This is a genomic window from Pseudomonas sp. H3_C08 (assembly GCF_054669455.1).
Genome location: NZ_CP162803.1, coordinates 4,668,422 through 4,687,014 on the forward strand (window position 1 = coordinate 4,668,422; position 18,593 = coordinate 4,687,014).

Below are 18,593 nucleotides of genomic sequence, written 5' to 3' on the forward strand. Positions count from 1 at the left end.
ATTACGCTATCGCGAGCAGGCTCACTCCTACATTTGGTTCGGCGCAAGGCTTGAGCTCGTGCACTGACAGGCTATGCTGCTCCCTCATCGTTCTGATCGAGACCCTGCCAATGTCCGCCCCCAGCATGACCCTGTACCACAACACGCTCTCCCCGTTCGTGCGCAAAGTGATGGTGTTGCTGCACGAAACCGGCCAGCAGGATCGCGTCTCTTTGCAAGATTGCGTGCTCAGCCCGGTCAGCCCGAGCGCTGAGCTCAATGTCGACAACCCGCTGGGCAAGATCCCCGCCCTGCGCCTGGCCGATGGCAACGTCATCCATGACAGCCGTGTGATCCTCGAATACCTCGATCAACAACACGTCGGCAATCCGCTGATCCCGCGCGAAGGCGCGGCCCGCTGGCGGCGTCTGACCCTGGCCTCGATGGCCGACGGGATCATGGATGCGTCGGTGATGGTGCGTTATGAAATGGTCCTGCGCGCGCCGGAAAAGCATTGGGACGAATGGCTCGAGGCTCAGCGTGACAAGATCCGCCGCGCCCTCGCTGTGTTGGAGCGCGACGCGATTGCCGAGCTGACCAGCCATTTCGATGTGGCAGCGATCAGCGTGGCGTGTGCGCTGGGTTACCTCGACCTGCGCTTCCCGGACCTGGGCTGGCGTGATGCCAACCCGCAATTGGCCAACTGGTTCTTTGAAGTGAGTCAGCGACCTTCCATGATCGCCACGATGCCCAAGCCTTAAATCGGCGGCGCTTGTTCCGGCCTCTTCGCGAGAAGGCTCGCTCCCACAGTTGTATTGTGTTGTTCATGCCATGGATGCAACGACATAAATCCAATGTGGGAGCGAGCTTGCTCGCGAATGAACCACCTCGGTTCCGATGGTAGCGCTGCAAAAATCAGCGTCACCAAAACCTCCGCCTCTCGCTGATCTTCACGTAATCCCACCCGGCTCATTGCATCGCCCCCACATCAAACTCCAACGGCTTGCCCGGCTTCTGCCCAATCCCGTACCAATCCAGTTTGCGCGTTAGCACCATGAACACACCGAGCAGACCGAACAGCAACAACGAGCCCATCAACAACGCGTAATCCTCGGCACTCAGCAAGCCATAAAGCAGGCCATACAACGCCGCCAACCCCGCCGAAAAACTCAAACCGTGACGCACACTGCGCAGCACGTGGCAGACATAAAACCCGATCAACAACACACAACCGCTGGCCGACAACAGATAGGCCAAAGCAAAACCAATGTGCTCCGACAACGACAGCAACAACAGATAAAAGAACGCCAGCGCCACACCGACCAACGCGTATTGCACCGGGTGCACGGCCAGACTCTTGAGCACTTCGAACAGGAAGAAACCAGCGAACGTCAGGACAATGAACAGCAGCGCATATTTGATCGCCCGGTCACTCTTCAGATATTGATCCACCGGATCGATAAAGCTCACACCGAAGCTGCGACCGTTGAACGCCTCGCAATCATTGCTGCTCACGCAACGGCTCATGGCGTCTTGCAGGTTGGTGGAGAAAAACGTGGTCTGCCAATCGGCGCTGAAACCTTGATCATTGATTTCACGTTTGCCCGGCAGGAAGTTGCCGACAAAGCTTGGATGCGGCCAGTTGGCGGTGAGGCTGACGCTGCTGCTCTTGCCCACCGGCAGCACCTGCAATGAACCGGTGCCTTGCAGACGCAGGTCGAAGCCGAAGCTCAGTTCCGTGGTTTTACTGGTGTCGAGCAACGGCAGCGTGACCCGCACACCTTCACCGAGCCAACCGACTTGCGTACCTGGAACGAAATTGAGGCGCTGTCCATCGAGCTCGAGTTTCAGCGCATTTTCGATACCGCGAATATCGCTGATACCGACCGCGAGAAACGGTACATCGAACTGGTAGTCGCTGAAGTCTTCCTTGATGCCCAATTGCGCCGGCAATGAGAAATGGCCGTTGATACGATTATCGGCGTGGAACAACCGCGCTTCATAAATGCCTCGTGCACGCAGTTCGGTTTGCACCTGGCCGTCGAGTTCGAAACGTTCCGGCAGGAAGTACAAACGGCCGCGCTCTTCGCTTGGCTCGTCGTAACGCTGGTTGGTTTTATCGTTGGTTTTCCAGTTGTGAATCACTTTGCGATACGGCACCACCATCACCGGGCCGCTCAGTTGCTGGCTGTAGCTGGAGCTGCGGGCAATGTCTTCGAGCACACCGTCACGCAGCTGTTGGCGCTCGTCGATGACGCCGTCGATCATCAGCAGCGGGATCAGCAACAGCAGGATCAGCAGGGCGATGGCGCCGAGCTTGATGGTCAGATTCTTGTTCATGGGACTCTCCCTGTTTGGATGGGGAGAGTCTGCTGAGTGGGTGTGGGGGTTTTGTGGGGGGAATGTGGAGATTGTGTGGAGACTTCACTGGCCCCTTCGCGAGCAGGCTCGCTCCCACATTGGTTCTGTGTCGTTCACAAATCCCCTGTGGGAGCGAGCCTGCTCGCGAAGGCAACGACTCGGTATCAAGGCAAGCGCAATGTCACCTCAACACCGCTCTCGACATTGCGAATCTGCATCGCCCCACCATGCAACTTGATCACTTCTTCAACGAAGTTAAGCCCCAACCCGGTGCTTTTGCGCCCACTGTCCGGGCGCGGCAATGAGTAAAAACGCTCGGTCAACCGCGGCAAAGCGTAATCGGGAATCGGCGCCGTCTCATTGAACAATCGACATTCGATTTGCTCGCCAACCCGCTCGGCACTGAACCGCAGCAGCCCCTCAAGCGGAGTGAAATCCAGCGCATTCTCCAGCAAGTTACCCAACGCCTGACGCAGCAAAAACGGCTCGCCAATCAACAGCAGATCCGCGGCAATCGTCTGTTCGATGCGCAATTGTTTGCCTTCTATTCGCGCTGCCTGCCCCTGCAACAACTGATCAACCAGCGCCGCCAACGGCACAGCGACCCGCTCTTCAAGGCCCTGACGTTGTTCCACTTGTGCCAGATTCAACAACCGCTCGATCAACTGCTGCATCCGCGCACTTTCACTGTCGATGTTGCCGACAAAGCGCAATCGCTGAACCGGCGGCATGTCCCCTTGCAACAACTCCGCAGCGCCACGAATCGCCGCCAGCGGACTTTTCAGTTCATGGGTCAGCGTGTGCACATAACGCTCGACGTAGGCCTTGCCTTCCAGTTGCGTGCGCATCTGTTCCACGGCGGTAGCCAGTTGTTCCAGTTCACCACCACGGTAATGCGGCACTTCCACCCGCCGGCCTTCGCTCACCGCCTGGGCATAACCGGTCAGACGGTGCAGCGCACGGCTCAGCCACCACGACAACAAAGCACCAAACAGCAGACCGAGGCCGATCAACCCGGCGCCGTAAAACAGCAAGCGCCGCTCGGTGCGATCGACATAGGGCTGCAATGAGCTGTTGGGCTTGGCCACGGTGACTACGCCGATGATCTTGCCGTTATCGCGAATTGGCGCGCCGACGTGCATCACCGACGAGCTGGCGTCATCCGGATCACTGCGGCTCGAACGTGCGCCGTACTCACCGCGCAGGGTCAGGTAGACATCGTTCCAGCGCGAGTAATTCTGACCGACCGCGACACCACTGGAATCGAGCACGACGATGCCTTTCGCGTCGGTGACGTAGATACGGTGGTTGACCTGATTTTTCGGCAAGCCCCAGATGGTCGCTTGCGGCTGGCGCTCGCCATAGGCGCGCAGCAACTCGGGCCAGCGGTTCTCGCTAAGGGTGCCGGCCTTGAAATCATCACGGAGGATTTCCGCCATCAGGTTGGCGGTATCGACCAGGGTTTCTTCGGTGGACTGGCGCACGCCGGGGCGGATTTCTTCCATCACCGTGTTGAGCACAAAGTACCCGGTGAGGCCGACAAACAGCACATACACCAGAAAGATCCGCAGCCCCAGCGACATCAGCTGTGCCCCGGGCTGTAGCTGTAACCGAGGCCGCGATGGGTCTGGATCGGCTCGGCGTCGGCCCGCACCAGACGCAGTTTGGCGCGCACGCTTTTGATATGACTGTCGATGCTGCGCTCGTAGCCGGCGTCGGCAGCGACGCCCAGCGCATCAAGCAATTGCTCACGGCTGAACACCCGCTCGGGTTGTTCGAGCAGGCATTGCAGCAGGCGGAATTCGTGGCGGGTCAGGCTTAACGTCTGGCCGCGATAAATGATCTGAATCCGTTCCAGATCGATACGAAACAGTGTCGACGAGGCTTCAATGACTGCACGCGGCGCCATGCGTTTAAGGATGGCCTTCACTCGCGCCGCGACTTCACGCGGGCTGAACGGCTTGACCACGTAGTCGTCGGCGCCGATCTCCAGCCCGACCACGCGATCAATCTCGGCATCGCGGGCGCTGAGGAACAGCACCGGCACGTCGCTGAAGCGCCGCAACTGCTTGCAGGTCTCGAAACCGCTGATGTCCGGCAGGCCGATGTCGAGGATGATCAGATCGGCAGGCGTCTGCCGCTGATGCTCCAGCGCCGCCGCGCCGAGGCTCAGCCACGTGGTGGTGAAGCCCTCGCCCTGCAAGGCAAAAATCAGCGTGTCGGCAATCGCCGCTTCGTCTTCGACAATCAGGATATGAGGCATGGCGTCCGAGCCCGTGGGTTAGGTGCGCGAACGGTGCCCCAAGCCTGACGTTACGTCAATGAGACCACTTGGTTCAGCAGTCCGGCTTGTCGGCGGTGAAGCGCCGCGCCGGGTTCACCGCCGCGCCGAACTCGCGCAAGGCCTTGGCACCGATCAGCAGCGGATAATTGAAGTTGCTGCGATCGGTCAGGTTGACCTCGACGGTACGCTTGACGTTGCCCAGGCACAGTTCCAGATCGACCACCGGGCGTTTGGCGACTTCGGTGCTATCGCCCTCGTCTTCTTCATCCGAACGGCTTTTGATCTTGCTGATGCGCGCGACCTTGTGTTCGTAAACCTTGTTACTGGCGTCCTTGGTGGCGAGGCGGAAGCGCACCCATTCATCGCCATCGCGGGTAAAGGTTTCGATGTCCTTGGCCGACAGCGAAGCGGTCAGCGCGCCAGTGTCCATCTTGGCCTTGAGCACTTCACCGCCGATTTCCGGCAGCGCGATGTATTCATAGCGCCCGTACAGGGTCGGCTCGGCGGCCATGACCGGCAGGGCGACGAGGGCAAACAGTGCAAGGAGGGATTTCACGTAAGGGGCTTCCTTGAGAGGTTGGGCAACGGGATTTTAGACCGTTGCGCGCTTGATCGTTCCCACGCTCTGCGTGGGCATGCATCCAGTGACGCTCTGCGTCACAGGGACGCGGAGCGTCCCGGGCGGCGTGACCACGCAGAGCGTGGGAACGATCAGGTTAACGCGACTAAAGTGAAACATTCGTCACCACCGATTTGGCCTGTCGCGCGAAGCTGCTTATCATGGCGCGCCCATCCGTTTGCAAAGAGTTGCTTATGCGCCGCCTGCTCACCGGCTGTTTCGTCACCCTGCTGCTGTTGCTCAACACCCTGATCCTGATCGGGCCGTTGCTGGTATTTGCTCTGCTCAAACTGGTCGCCCCCGGCCGCTGGCGCGATTATGCCTCGTGGGCGGTGATGTGGATCGCCGAGACCTGGGCCGAGATCGACAAGCTGATTTTCCGCCTGTGCATCCCCACTCAGTGGGACATTCGCGGTGGCGAAGACTTGCGCAGTGACACTTCGTATCTGGTGGTCAGTAACCACCAGTCGTGGGTCGACATTCCGGCGCTGATCCAAACCCTCAACCGGCGCACGCCGTTCTTCAAATTCTTCCTTAAGAAAGAACTGATCTGGGTGCCGTTTCTGGGGCTGGCGTGGTGGGCGCTGGATTACCCGTTCATGAAGCGCTACACCAAGGCGTTTCTGGCGAAGCACCCGGAGCTGGCCGGCAAGGATCTGGAAATCACCAAACAGGCCTGCGAGCTGTTCAAGCGTCAGCCAGTGACCGTGGTGAATTATCTGGAAGGCACCCGCTACACCGCGGCAAAAAGCGCCCAGCAGCAATCACCGTTCAAGCACTTGCTCAAGCCCAAGGCGGGCGGCGTGGCATTTGTGTTGGCGGCGATGGGTGAACAACTGGATGCGATTCTCGACGTCACCGTGGTTTATCCACAGGCGAACATCCCGGGCTTCTGGGATTTGATCAGCGGCAACGTGCCGCGCGTGATCGTCGATATCAAGACCCGCGAACTCGACCCGGCGCTGTGGCAGGGTGATTACGAGAATGATCCGGCGTTTCGTCAAACGGTCCAGAGCTGGGTCAACCAGCTCTGGAACGAGAAGGATCAGCGCATCGCCGAACTGCGCGGCGAACGCGGCTGAATCAGCTACCGGTGCCGGCGCCCCAGATGCTGCCGAGGCTTTGCAGCAGCGGGCCGCCGACGCCCTGATCACCCAAGTACTTGAGCAGCACCGGGGCAAACTGGCCAACCATGCCACTGTCCATGCCCAGCGCGCCGAAGGCATTGTTCAGGTCATTGGTGTCCTTGACGTTGCCCAGCGCGTTTTCGAGTCCGGCTGACTTGCCCGACGAGCCCAACAAGCCGCTCAGCGCCGCCAGGTTGCCGCCACCGCCCGACAGTTTGTCGATGCCCGGTACTTCTTTGGCCAACTGTGAATAATCGGTGCTGCTCAACTGGTTCTTGGCCAGGCCAAGCATGGCGCTGGTGCCGCCGACGGCTTGCTGCGGGGTAACCCCCAGACCAGTGACGGCTTGCAGCAGACCGGCGGTTTCCGAGGTCGGCGCCGCGGCGGTGGCAGCGTTGCCGCCCTGCATGCTCGAAGCCGCCTTGGTCACGTCGTCCAGACTGAAACCGGCGAACACCGGGCTGGCCGCAAGGGTCATCAGTGAAGCTAAGGCAATACCGCGTGAAATCTTCATTCAGACATCCTCTTGCGCTGTGAAAACCACCCGTTGCACGGGCAGTGAAACTGCCGGTTTGACCGGGTATCCGCCGGCATGTTCCGGCGCGGCGCATCCATTTTCGTCCGGCCTGCGTATATAAAACGTGAAATCCCGGACACCTTCGCGATGAATGGCACAACCGCTATCACTGAACTAGCCTGTGAACAGTCCGAGCCCAGCCCTCGTCGCTCTACCTTTGCCTGGAGAGTCGTCATTTCCATCGCCGACACCGATCAGTTGCGCCAGCTGTTGGCCCAGTGTGCACTGGGCGATCGTCGCGCCTTCGAAACGCTGTACCGCAGCGTCGGCCCGCGTCTGCATGGTGTCGCCCTGCGGTTTATGCGCCGCACCGATCTGGCCGAGGAAGTGCTGCAGGAAAGCTTCGTGCGCATCTGGAACAACGCCTCGCGCTACGAAGCGCATCTGTCGGCGCCGCTGACCTGGATGATCAACATCACCCGTAATCAGGCCATCGATCAGTTGCGCAAACATCGCGAAAGGCCACTGACTGATCTGGAACAGGACACACTGCCGGACGAAAGCCCCTCGGCTCACGAGCAACTGAACAGCGCCCGCGAGGCCAACGCGCTGAACCGATGCCTCGAAACCCTCGAAAGCATGCAGCGCCAGTCAATCACCGAGGCCTACTTTCAAGGACTGTCGTGCACGGAACTCGCCGAACATCTCGCCACGCCACTGGGGACAGTCAAATCGTGGATTCGCCGTGGCATGGAACGCCTGCGCCGGTGCCTTGAATCATGAACTACCAGACCCCTGCCCTGCGCCGCGCCCTCGCTGCCGATTACGCCATCGGCCTGATGTCTGCACCTGCGCGGCGGCGCTTTGAACAGTTGCTACTGGATGACGCGGCATTAAGGGCTGAACTGGCGCAATGGCAGGAAAGCCTCACCACTCTCACCGAAGCGCTGCCGGAACATCCGGTGCCCGACCGCGTGTGGCACGGCATCACCGCGCGCATCGAACCACAGGTTCTGCATGTGCCTGAAAAACGGCCATTCTGGAACTGGCTGCGACTCACCGCTGCGATCTGCTCCATTGCCGTGCTGGTGTTCCTCGGCTCGCTGTACAACCGCGACGACGCCCGCTACCGCGCCACCCTGCTGACCGCCGATGCGCAACCGGCGCTGAAGGTCGAAGCGCATGCGGATTATCTGCAAGTTGAGCCGCTGACGCTGGCGGCGGTTGATGCGGATCGTAGTCTGGAACTGTGGGCGATTCCGGCGGATGGCAAACCGATTTCCCTCGGCGTTATTCCGGCGGGTGGCAAAGGCAAGGTTGAGCTGAGCGAAGCGCAGAAAGCCTTGATCGGTAAACCGATTGCGCTGGCGGTAAGTCTTGAGCCGAAAGGTGGTTCGCCGACCGGGCAACCGACTGGGCCGGTGCTGTATCAAGGGACGTTGGCGGGCCTTTGAAGCAAAGCCCCTCACCCTAGCCCTCTCCCAGAGGGAGAGGGGACTGACCGTGGTGTTCTCTCGAGTTTCATCGACCTGAATTACCGAGCCGAACTCGGGCCCGATAACAACGCAAATCTGCTCCCTTTCCCCCTCTCCCTTAGGGAGAGGGCTGGGCGGGCGGCGTTCCGATGAGGGTAGCTTTTTACCTTGGATTTCAACAAAAAACGACGAACCTGAGGCCGCCGTTTTGTATTGCGCTCAAGCATTACGCCGCACTAAACAACTTATGCGGATCAAATCACAAACTTCTTCGGCACACCCGTATCGAACTCGCCATACCTTCCAACGCCTGATCGAGGCTGACCTCCCCGCAAGACTTCAAATCCGCGAAACAACCCGAGGGCTGAGATCTTTTTAGGTCGTTAATTGCTTGTCGTGAAAATCAATATTTCAAAAAGAACTAGACACCTGTCAGATCTGACAGGTGTCTAGCGATCCGGGCTGGAATAGGCTGCTGGTGTGTCAATTGTTCGAAGAAAGCGAGGTGCAATTAACGGTCATTCAACGGGAGATACGGTGATGGAGAAGCAACTCAGTCCGCGCGATCAACTGCTCGAATCAGATGTCCCGCCGATCATCTTTTGCATCAGCCCGGACGATCCGATCATCAAATACATCAAAGCGGGGCAGAAGGTTACTTATGACCTTGTGCGTGGTGATAACGGTCAATATTACGCAGTCGATATAAAACTGGCTCAGGACGAGGACTTTCTCAAACATCCTCATTCTTCTGTAGTTTTGTAAATATTTTAACCAATCAATCGAAGCAGGAAGCAAAGACATGGCAGGTAGAGAGAGTGGCACGGTCAAGTGGTTCAACGATGAAAAGGGGTTTGGTTTCATAACGCCGAAGAATGGCGGCGATGACCTCTTCGTTCATTTCAAAGCAATCAAGGCTGACGGGTTCAAGACTTTGAAGGAAGGACAGTTCGTTAGTTACATTGCTGCTAAAGGGCAGAAAGGACTGCAAGCGGAAGAAGTAGAAATTGAGTAAAAGCGGAAGGAAATTCCCGCCCCCCATGAAACACGGCGCCTCAATGGCGCCGTTTTCTATTGTGTAAAACCTTACGCCGCACTAAACAACTTATGCGGATCAATCACAAACTTCTTCGGCACGCCCGCATCGAACTCGCCATACCCTTCCGGCGCCTGATCGAGGCTGATCACCTGCACGCCTACCACTTCAGCAATGTTGATGCGATCCCACATGATCGCCTGCATCAGTTGGCGGTTGTACTTCATCACTGGGGTCTGGCCGGTGTGGAAGCTGTGCGACTTGGCCCAGCCCAGGCCAAAGCGAATGCTCAGGCTGCCCATTTTTGCGGCGGCGTCCACGGCACCCGGATCTTCGGTCACGTACAGACCCGGGATACCGATCTTGCCGGCCACGCGCACCACACCCATCAGCGAGTTGAGCACGGTGGCCGGCGCTTCGGCTTTTACGCCGTCGTGGCCATGGCCGCGAGCTTCGAAACCAACGCAGTCCACTGCACAATCCACTTCCGGTTCGCCCAGCAGTGCGGCGATCTGTTCGTGCAGCGGCGTGTCCTTGGACAGGTCGACGATTTCAAAACCCTGCGCCTTGGCGTGGGCCAGGCGGATGGTGTTGACGTCGCCGACGATCACCACCGCCGCACCGAGCAGACGCGCGGAAGCGGCTGCGGCCAGACCGACCGGGCCGGCGCCGGCAATGTAAACGGTGCTGCCCGGGCCAACGCCGGCAGTGACGGCACCGTGGTAACCGGTAGGGAGGATGTCGGAGAGGCAGGTCAGGTCGCGGATTTTCTCCATGGCCTTGTCGCGATCCGGCAATTTCAGCAGGTTGAAGTCGGCGTATGGCACCAGCACGTATTCGGCCTGGCCACCGGTCCAGTCGCCCATGTCGACATAACCGTAAGCACCGCCAGCACGAGCGGGGTTGACGGTCAGGCACACGCCTGTGTGTTGCTCTTTGCAGGAACGGCAGCGCCCGCAAGCGACGTTGAACGGTACGGAGACCAAGTCACCGATTTTCAGGTTTTCGACGTCGGAGCCTTTTTCGATCACCTCGCCGGTGATCTCGTGACCCAGCACCAGACCGGTCTGCGCCGTGGTACGGCCGCGCACCATGTGTTGGTCGGAGCCACAGATATTGGTGGAAACCACTTTGAGAATGACCCCGTGCTCGATCTTGCGACCGCGCGGGTCCTGCATTTTCGGATAGTCGATTTTCTGTACTTCGACCTTGCCAGCGCCGAGATACACCACACCACGATTGCCAGACATGCTTTCACCTCGCTGTTGTTTTTATGGAACCGCGTTGCCCAGGCAGGCAGCGCGTTAAGTGCTCGGGTACAGATGCTGTTTATGTGTTGCCTGTTATGGCCTCTTCGCGAGCAAGCTCGCTCTCACAGGGGTATGCGTTCCAATGTGGGAGCGAGCTTGCTCGCGAAAGCGATCTAAAGAACGACCGTGCGATTGGCGTTGAGGAAAACCCTTCTTTCGATGTGATATCCAACAGCACGGGCCAGTGTCAGGCCTTCAATATCGCGCCCCTTGGCAATCAGATCCTCAGGGTAATGACTGTGATCCACCGCCTCGACGCCTTGGGCAATGATCGGCCCTTCGTCGAGATCGTTATTGATGTAATGCGCCGTCGCGCCAACCAGTTTCACGCCTTTGTTGTAGGCCTGGTGATACGGCTTGGCGCCTTTGAAACCCGGCAGCAGCGAGTGATGAATGTTGATCGCCTTGCCATCGAGCTTGCGGCACAACTCCGGCGACAGCACCTGCATGTAGCGGGCGAGGATCACCAATTCGGCGCCGGACTCTTCGATCACCTGCCACACCTGACGTTCCTGCGACGGTTTGTCGTTGGGGTCGAGGGGGAAATGGTAGTAGGGAATCTGGTGCCAGTCGGCCAATGGCTTGAGATCCGGATGGTTGGACACCACCGCCGCCACATCCATCGACAACTGGCCGATGCGCTGGCGGTAGAGCAAGTCGTTGAGGCAGTGATCGGCCTTGGAGACCATGATCACCACTTTTGGCCGGTAGTTCGGCGCGGTCAATTCGAAGACCATGCCGAAGGCCTGACCACGTTCGGCTAAACCGGCGCGGAAGGATTGCTCGTCGAAACCGTCGGGCTGACGGAATTCCACGCGAATGAAGAAACGCCCGGAGAGGCGGTCATCGAACGAGTGGTGCTCGGTGACGTAGCAGCCCTGCTCGAACAGAAAACGCGTGACCGCGTCCACCGTGCCGAGGACGCTGGGGCAGTCGGCGGTCAGAATCCATGTGTCTGGGGCGCGGCTCATGGTGCGGTGACTCCTGTTCTTGTGCGGGGTGTCAGGTTTTTCCCTCACCCTAGCCCTCTCCCAGAGGGAGAGGGGACTGACCGAGGTGTTCTTTCGAGCTACGCCGACCTGAAAATCTGAAGGTGAATGCAGATCGCAAAAACACCCGAGATCGGCTCCCTTCCCCCCTCTCCCCCCTGGGGGAGAGGGCTGGGGTGAGGGGGTAGCTTTTGATCTTTCAGGCCTGAACGCTCAACCCGTACTCAGCCGAAGCATCCTGCAACCACAACCACCAATAATCCGAAAAACTGCGACGAATCAGCAATTCCCAGGTGTCTTCGGCCGTGTGGCGAATCATCAACTGCGACTTGGCAAACACCGTGCCGACCGCTTTACCCACCGGGAAATTGTTCGGGTGCACGTCGTAGCTGGTGGACTTCATCAGCACCTGACGCACGTTCGGCCCGCTCAGTTCGAGCACTTGCTGGCCGCCGCTGACATTGACGATCGCGATGTGCAGATCGCCCAGGGCTTCACGCAGTTTCTGTTCGGCGGCGAATTCCTCACCGCTTGGCACGATCAGCAGCCACTCGTCCGGGCCCATCCATTGCAGGCTGGTTTCACCTTTGACGATCACGCTCAGAGCGCCGGGCAGTTCGATACCCAGGGCCTTGTGCACACCGGCGGCGAACGCGGCATCGTGACCATCGCCACGAATGGTCAGGTGACCGAGGAGTTTCTTTTCCCGCACGATCACGCCGGCGTTCTTGCGGCCCTTGCCGACCAGGCTGGCGAGGTCGGCATGGTGCAGCGACGACTCGGCCTTGGCGCCGGTGGTTGGGCGTTGTTGGTAAACATTGGCTGTGGTCATAAAGCACCTTTATCAATTCTGTTGGTTCCGGCCCTTGTGGTGGCTGTGACTCCGCCTTCGCGAGCAAGCTCGCTCCCACACTGGACTGATGCCTGACACAAATCCCATTAACAACCCAGAACCTGTGGGAGCGAGCTTGCTCGCGAAGGCGATATCCGCCACCCCACAGAGCTCGAAGCTGTCAGATGTTCTGGCGATCACCCTTCGGATCGAAGAACACCGAAGAAACAATCTCCGCCTCGATCACGCTGCCGTCGGCCAGCGGTGCAAACACCCGCTCACCCATGCGCTTCAGACCGCCCTTGACCACACCCATGGCAAACGAATAACCGAGGGAGTTGTGCGCGTAGCTGGACGTCACGTGGCCGACCATGGTCATCGGGATCGCCTGCTTGGTGTTGAACACCAGTTGCGCACCTTCCGGCAGCCACACGTTCGGATCGATCGGTTTCAAGCCGACCAACTGCTTACGCTGATCCTTCACGCAATCTTCACGGTTCATCCCACGCTGGCCGATCCACGAGAACGGTTTGGTGCGACCCACACACCAGCCCATATTCAAGTCGTCCGGGGTCATCGAGCCGTCCGTGTCCTGACCGACAATGATGAAGCCCTTCTCGGCACGCAGGACGTGCATGGTTTCAGTGCCGTACGGGGTCAGGTTGTACTGCTTGCCGGCCTCGACGATTTTCTCCAGCACGCCCATCGCATAGTCGGCCTGGACGTTGACTTCGTACGACAGCTCACCGGTGAACGAGATGCGGAACACCCGCGCCGGCACGCCGCCGACCAGACCTTCTTTCCAGGTCATGAACGGGAACGCTTCGTTGCTCAGATCAATGTCGGTCACGGCGCTGAGCAGCTTGCGGCTGTTCGGCCCGGACAGGGTCATGGTCGCCCAGTGGTCGGTGACGGAGGTGAAGTAAACCTTCATGTCCGGCCATTCGGTCTGGTGGTACAGCTCCAGCCACTGCAGCACGCGCGCCGCGCCGCCGGTGGTGGTGGTCATGACGAAATGGTTGTCCGCCAGGCACGCCGTCACACCGTCGTCGAAGACCATGCCGTCTTCTTTGCACATCAAACCGTAGCGCGCCTTGCCCACGTCGAGTTTGGTCCAGGCGTTGGTGTACACGCGGTTGAGGAACTCGCGGGCATCCGGGCCTTGAATGTCGATCTTGCCGAGGGTCGAGGCGTCGAGCAGGCCGACGCTGTCGCGCACGGCTTTGCATTCGCGCTTCACGGCGGCATGCAGGTCTTCACCGTTTTTCGGGAAGTACCAAGGACGTTTCCACTGCCCGACGTCTTCAAACTCGGCACCGTTCTTCACATGCCAGGCATGCAGCGCGGTGTAGCGCACCGGTTCGAAGATGTGCCCGCAATGACGACCGGCCACGGCGCCGAAAGTCACCGGCGTGTAGTTCGGACGGAACATGGTGGTGCCCATCTGCGGGATGGTCACGTTCAGCGAGCGGGCCGCGATGGCCAGACCGTTGACGTTGCCGAGCTTGCCCTGATCGGTGCCGAAGCCCAGTGCGGTGTAGCGTTTAACGTGCTCGACCGACTCGAAACCTTCGCGGGTTGCCAGTTCGATGGCGGCGGCGGTCACGTCGTTTTGCAGGTCGACGAATTGCTTCGGCGCCCGTGCGGTGTTCTTTTCATGCGGCACCTGGAACAGCGCCAGCGTCGGCTCTTCGAGACGACTCAGGGCTTTTGGCAGCACGCCTTCGACGGTCTGGAAACCCGCTTCAGCGGCAGCGCGCACGCCACCTTCAAAACCGTCAGCCAGCGAATCACCGAGACCGTAAACGCCGTTGATGCCACCGACGCACACGCGTTTCTGCGGTGCTTCGCCCGGTACGAAACCGAGGATGTCTTCACGCCAGGTCGGCTTGCCACCGAGGTGCGAGGCCAAGTGAACGACCGGGCTGTAACCGCCGGAACTGGCGATCACATCGCAGTCGAGCCATTCGCCCGGGCTGGTCACGGCGTGCGCTTTGACATCGATCGCGGCAATACGAGCAGCGGTGACGCGCTTGCTGCCACGGGCTTCGATCACGGCGCTGCCGGTGAGGATGCGGATGCCTTTGGCGCGGGCTTCTTCCACCAGCGCACCACGCGGATTGCTGCGCGCATCGGCGATGGCCACCACTTGCAGACTGGCGTCGAGCCAATCCAGTGCCACGCGGTAGGCGTGATCGTTGTTGGTGCTGAGGACAAGCTTCTTGCCCGGTGCTACGCCGTAACGACGCACGTAAGTCGACACCGCACCGGCAAGCATGTTGCCCGGCACATCGTTGTTGCCGTAAACCAGCGGACGCTCGCAAGCACCGGTCGCCAGCACCACACGCTTGGCGCGAACACGGTGAATACGCTGACGCACCTGACCGATTGGCGCACGGTCGCCGAGGTGATCGGTGAGGCGTTCGTGAATGGTCAGGAAGTTGTGGTCGTGGTAACCGTTGACCGTGGCGCGCGGCAACAGCAGCACATCCGGGGTGTTCTTCAGTTCCGTGATGACGCTGGCGACCCAGTCCATCGCCAGTTTGCCGTCGAGGCTTTCGCGGGAATCGAGCAGGCTGCCACCGAACTCTTCCTGCTCATCGGCAAGAATCACTCGGGCACCGCTGCGCGCAGCGGCCAGGGCAGCGGCGAGACCGGCCGGGCCAGCACCGACGATCAGCACGTCGCAGTGCTGGTTCATGTAGTCGTAGGTGTCCGGATCATTCTCGGTCGGCGAACGGCCCAGACCGGCAGCCTTGCGAATGTACTTCTCGTAGGTCATCCAGAACGACTGCGGGTACATGAAGGTTTTGTAGTAGAAACCCGGCGGCATCAGCTTGCCGCCGACCTTGCCGAGAATACCCATCATGTCGTTGTTGACGCTCGGCCAGCCGTTGGTGCTGGTCGCAACCAGGCCTTGATACAACGCCTGTTGCGTGGCGCGCACGTTGGGAATCTGCGTGGCTTCGGTAGCACCGATCTGCAGCACCGCGTTCGGCTCTTCGGCACCAGCAGCGAAAATCCCGCGCGGACGCGAATACTTGAAGCTGCGGCCGATGATATCGACGCCGTTGGCGATCAGTGCGGCGGCCAGCGAGTCACCCTCGAAGCCTTTGTAGCTCTGACCGTTGAAGGTGAAGCTCAGCACTTTGTTGCGGTCGATCCGTCCACCGTTGGACAGGCGATTGGTCTGGCTCATACCTTCTCTCCCAGCGCCGTCGTGGCTGTTTTCGCCGAATCAGCCTTGTCGGTGAATTGCGGCTTGGTGCCGATCTTGTAGGTTTCGAGAATCTCGTAGGTCACGGTGTCGCGGGTGACGTTGAAGTACTGGCGGCAACCGGCAACGTGATCCCACAGTTCGTGGTGCAGACCGCGCGGGTTATCGCGGAAGAACATGTAGTCGCCCCACTCCTCGTCGGTGCAGGCGCCTGGATCCAGCGGGCGCGGAATGTGCGCCTGGCCGGATGCGTGGAATTCCTCTTCGGAGCGCAACTCGCCGCAGTGAGGACAGAAGATATGCAACATGGGGATTTCTCCTGTTAGTGGGCAACCGCAGCAGCGCCGTGTTCATCGATCAACGCACCGTTGTGGAAACGGTCGATGGAGAAAGGTGCGGCCAACGGGTGCATTTCACCCTTGGCCAGACTCGCGGCAAACACGTTGCCCGAGCCAGGTGTGGCCTTGAAGCCACCGGTGCCCCAACCGCAGTTGAAGAACATGTTCGGTACCGGGGTTTTCGAAATGATCGGGCAAGCGTCCGGGGTGGTGTCGACGATGCCGCCCCACTGGCGGTTCATGCGTACGCGGGACAACACCGGGAACATCTCGACGATGGCCTGAATGGTGTGTTCGATCACCGGGTACGAACCACGCTGGCCGTAGCCGTTGTAGCCGTCGATACCGGCGCCGATCACCAGGTCGCCCTTGTCGGACTGGCTGATGTAACCGTGCACCGCGTTGGACATGATCACGCTGTCGATAATCGGTTTGATCGGCTCGGACACCAGCGCTTGCAGCGGGTGGGATTCGATCGGCAGGCGGAAACCGGCGAGTTTGGCCATGTGCCCGGAGTTACCGGCCGTGACCACGCCGACGCGCTTGGCGCCGATGAAGCCCTTGTTGGTTTCGACACCGATGCACACGCCGTTTTCCTTGCGGAAGCCGATCACTTCGGTCTGCTGGATCAAGTCGACACCGAGGGCGTCAGCGGCACGGGCAAAGCCCCAGGCCACGGCATCGTGACGGGCAACGCCGCCGCGACGCTGAACAGTCGCGCCCAACACTGGGTAGCGAGTGTTTTTCGAGCAGTCGAGGTACGGAATCTCGTCAGCGACTTGCTTGGCGTTGAGCAGTTCGCCATCGACGCCATTGAGGCGGTTGGCGCTGACCCGACGCTCGGAATCACGGATGTCCTGCAGGGTGTGGCACAGGTTGTAGACGCCACGCTGGGAGAACATCACGTTGTAGTTGAGATCCTGCGACAGGCCTTCCCACAATTTCATCGCGTGTTCGTAGAGGTGCGCCGACTCGTCCCACAGGTAGTTGGACCGCACGATGGTGGTGTTGCGCGCGGTGTTACCGCCGCCCAGCCAGCCCTTCTCGACCACGGCGACGTTGGTGATGCCGTGTTCTTTGGCCAAGTAGTAAGCCGTCGCCAGACCGTGCCCGCCGCCGCCGACGATGACCACGTCGTAGACCTTCTTCGGCGTTGGCGTGCGCCACATGCGCTGCCAGTTTTCGTGGTGGCTGAGGGAGTGTTTGAAGAGGCCGAAGCCCGAATAGCGTTGCATAGTCATTTACTCCAGAACGCTCAGCGATAAACCGGGAAGTCTGCGCACAGGGCCGACACTTGCTGGGCAACATTGGCCTCGACATCGGCATCGCCGAGGTTGTCGAGGATGTCGCAAATCCAGCCGGCCAACACTTCGCACTGGGTCACCTTGAAGCCGCGAGTTGTGACGGCCGGGGTGCCGATGCGCAGGCCCGAGGTCACGAATGGCGACTGCGGATCGTTCGGCACGGCGTTCTTGTTGACGGTGATGTGCGCGCGGCCGAGGGCGGCGTCGGCGTCTTTGCCGGTCAGGCCCTGACGGATCAGGCTGACCAGGAACAAGTGATTGTCGGTGCCGCCGGACACTACATCGTAGCCACGTTTGATAAACACGCTGGCCATCGCCTGAGCGTTGTCGATCACCTGTTGCTGATACGCCTTGAAGCCTGGCTCCAGCGCTTCCTTGAAGCACACGGCTTTACCGGCGATGACGTGCATCAGCGGGCCGCCCTGGGCGCCGGGGAACACGGCAGCATTGAGCTTCTTCTCGATCTCTTCGTTGGACTTGGCCAGGATCAAGCCGCCACGTGGACCGCGCAGGGTTTTGTGCGTGGTGGTGGTGACCACGTCGGCGTACGGCAGCGGGTTCGGGTACAGACCGGCGGCGACCAGACCGGCAACGTGGGCCATGTCGACAAACAGCAGCGCACCGACCTTGTCAGCGATCTGACGGAAGCGCGGGAAGTCGAGGGTCTTGGAGTACGCGGAGAACCCGGCGACGATCATTTTCGGCTTGCACTCGACGGCCAGACGCTCGACTTCGTCGTAATCGATCAGCCCGGTGTCGGTGTTGATACCGTACTGCACGGCGTTGTAGAGCTTGCCCGAAGACGACACCTTAGCGCCGTGGGTCAGGTGCCCGCCGTGGGCCAGGCTCATGCCGAGGATGGTGTCGCCCGGCTGGATCAGCGCCAGGTACACGGCGCTGTTGGCCGAAGAACCGGAGTGCGGCTGGACGTTGGCGTAATCGGCGCCGAACAGTTGCTTGGCGCGTTCGATGGCCAGCGCTTCGACTTTATCCACATGCTCGCAGCCACCGTAGTAGCGCTTGCCCGGATAACCTTCGGCGTATTTGTTGGTCAGGCCGCTGCCTTGCGCTTGCATGACGCGTTTGCTGGTGTAGTTCTCCGACGCGATCAGCTCGATGTGATCTTCCTGACGTTGCTCCTCGGCATTCATCGCCGCCAGCAGTGCATCATCGTAACCCTGGATCTGGTCTTGCTTGCTGAACAT

At 60.0% G+C, this 18,593-nt stretch carries 18 protein-coding genes and 1 pseudogene; 6 read left to right on the forward strand and 13 right to left on the reverse strand.

Annotated features, from left to right (window positions below):
* Positions 1–110 precede the first annotated feature (110 nt).
* A complete protein-coding gene (locus tag AB4N74_RS21365; RefSeq protein ID WP_093429925.1) occupies positions 111–740 on the forward strand; it encodes a glutathione S-transferase in 630 nt (209 codons plus the stop codon).
* Between the two features lie 208 nt (positions 741–948).
* On the opposite strand, the gene creD is transcribed toward AB4N74_RS21365, so the two are convergent.
* The 4 genes from creD to rloA2 all read right to left on the reverse strand — a co-directional run bounded on the left by creD (position 949) and on the right by rloA2 (position 5,180).
* Entirely contained in the window at positions 949–2,319 is a 1,371-nt protein-coding gene (gene creD, locus AB4N74_RS21370) for a cell envelope integrity protein CreD (protein WP_460097164.1), read from the reverse strand.
* Between the two features lie 185 nt (positions 2,320–2,504).
* Complete coding sequence (gene creC, locus AB4N74_RS21375) at positions 2,505–3,923, reverse strand: two-component system sensor histidine kinase CreC (RefSeq protein ID WP_460097166.1); 1,419 nt, start codon at positions 3,921–3,923, stop codon at positions 2,505–2,507.
* Positions 3,923–4,603, reverse strand: coding sequence for a two-component system response regulator CreB (gene creB, locus AB4N74_RS21380; RefSeq protein ID WP_099757362.1), 681 nt, complete (start codon positions 4,601–4,603; stop codon positions 3,923–3,925). The genes creC and creB overlap by 1 nt, the downstream gene beginning before the upstream one ends.
* A 73-nt stretch (positions 4,604–4,676) precedes the next feature.
* On the reverse strand, positions 4,677–5,180 hold the full coding sequence (rloA2, locus tag AB4N74_RS21385; protein WP_257356436.1) for a retropepsin-like aspartic peptidase RloA2: 504 nt from the start codon (positions 5,178–5,180) through the stop codon (positions 4,677–4,679).
* Positions 5,181–5,437: 257 nt separating this feature from the next.
* On the opposite strand from rloA2, the gene AB4N74_RS21390 reads away from it, so the two are divergent.
* A complete protein-coding gene (locus tag AB4N74_RS21390; RefSeq protein ID WP_460097168.1) occupies positions 5,438–6,325 on the forward strand; it encodes an acyltransferase in 888 nt (295 codons plus the stop codon).
* A gap of 1 nt (position 6,326) precedes the next feature.
* On the opposite strand, the gene AB4N74_RS21395 is transcribed toward AB4N74_RS21390, so the two are convergent.
* Positions 6,327–6,884 carry a DUF2780 domain-containing protein gene (locus AB4N74_RS21395; RefSeq protein WP_099757364.1) on the reverse strand — a complete coding sequence of 186 codons (558 nt, stop codon included), beginning with the start codon at positions 6,882–6,884 and terminating at the stop codon, positions 6,327–6,329.
* Between the two features lie 150 nt (positions 6,885–7,034).
* Between AB4N74_RS21395 and AB4N74_RS21400 the strand changes: the two genes are divergently transcribed.
* The gene (locus AB4N74_RS21400) at positions 7,035–7,670 is read left to right on the forward strand and encodes a sigma-70 family RNA polymerase sigma factor (RefSeq protein ID WP_460097169.1); all 636 of its coding nucleotides are present in this window, start codon (positions 7,035–7,037) and stop codon (positions 7,668–7,670) included.
* Positions 7,667–8,341 carry an anti-sigma factor gene (locus AB4N74_RS21405; protein WP_460097170.1) on the forward strand — a complete coding sequence of 225 codons (675 nt, stop codon included), beginning with the start codon at positions 7,667–7,669 and terminating at the stop codon, positions 8,339–8,341. Before AB4N74_RS21400 ends, AB4N74_RS21405 begins: the two co-directional genes overlap by 4 nt.
* 247 nt (positions 8,342–8,588) lie before the next feature.
* Here the strand turns inward: AB4N74_RS21405 and AB4N74_RS21410 are convergent.
* Positions 8,589–8,661: pseudogene (locus tag AB4N74_RS21410) on the reverse strand (hypothetical protein); the annotation flags it as partial.
* Between the two features lie 241 nt (positions 8,662–8,902).
* Here AB4N74_RS21410 and AB4N74_RS21415 point away from each other — a divergent pair.
* Complete coding sequence (locus AB4N74_RS21415) at positions 8,903–9,127, forward strand: hypothetical protein (RefSeq protein WP_007909992.1); 225 nt, start codon at positions 8,903–8,905, stop codon at positions 9,125–9,127.
* 37 nt (positions 9,128–9,164) lie between these two features.
* Positions 9,165–9,377 (forward strand): cold-shock protein, encoded by a 213-nt coding sequence (locus AB4N74_RS21420; RefSeq protein WP_093429916.1) that lies wholly within the window; start codon positions 9,165–9,167, stop codon positions 9,375–9,377.
* A 71-nt stretch (positions 9,378–9,448) separates the two neighbouring features.
* Here the strand turns inward: AB4N74_RS21420 and fdhA are convergent, their stop codons facing one another.
* The 7 genes from fdhA to glyA all read right to left on the reverse strand — a co-directional run bounded on the left by fdhA (position 9,449) and on the right by glyA (position 18,593).
* The gene (gene fdhA / locus AB4N74_RS21425; RefSeq protein ID WP_093429915.1) at positions 9,449–10,648 is read right to left on the reverse strand and encodes a formaldehyde dehydrogenase, glutathione-independent; all 1,200 of its coding nucleotides are present in this window, start codon (positions 10,646–10,648) and stop codon (positions 9,449–9,451) included.
* Between the two features lie 173 nt (positions 10,649–10,821).
* Positions 10,822–11,679 carry a formyltetrahydrofolate deformylase gene (purU, locus tag AB4N74_RS21430; protein ID WP_064589552.1) on the reverse strand — a complete coding sequence of 286 codons (858 nt, stop codon included), beginning with the start codon at positions 11,677–11,679 and terminating at the stop codon, positions 10,822–10,824.
* Between the two features lie 217 nt (positions 11,680–11,896).
* Positions 11,897–12,529: a sarcosine oxidase subunit gamma gene (locus AB4N74_RS21435; RefSeq protein ID WP_008086919.1), complete on the reverse strand. Its 633-nt coding sequence runs from the start codon at positions 12,527–12,529 to the stop codon at positions 11,897–11,899.
* Between the two features lie 181 nt (positions 12,530–12,710).
* Positions 12,711–15,728, reverse strand: a complete 3,018-nt coding sequence (locus AB4N74_RS21440; RefSeq protein ID WP_460097173.1) for a sarcosine oxidase subunit alpha — start codon at positions 15,726–15,728, stop codon at positions 12,711–12,713.
* Entirely contained in the window at positions 15,725–16,054 is a 330-nt protein-coding gene (locus tag AB4N74_RS21445; RefSeq protein WP_007913119.1) for a sarcosine oxidase subunit delta, read from the reverse strand. Before AB4N74_RS21445 ends, AB4N74_RS21440 begins: the two co-directional genes overlap by 4 nt.
* Before the next feature lie 14 nt (positions 16,055–16,068).
* A complete protein-coding gene (locus AB4N74_RS21450; RefSeq protein ID WP_034155011.1) occupies positions 16,069–17,319 on the reverse strand; it encodes a sarcosine oxidase subunit beta in 1,251 nt (416 codons plus the stop codon).
* 20 nt (positions 17,320–17,339) lie between these two features.
* Positions 17,340–18,593, reverse strand: a complete 1,254-nt coding sequence (glyA, locus tag AB4N74_RS21455; protein WP_108225128.1) for a serine hydroxymethyltransferase — start codon at positions 18,591–18,593, stop codon at positions 17,340–17,342.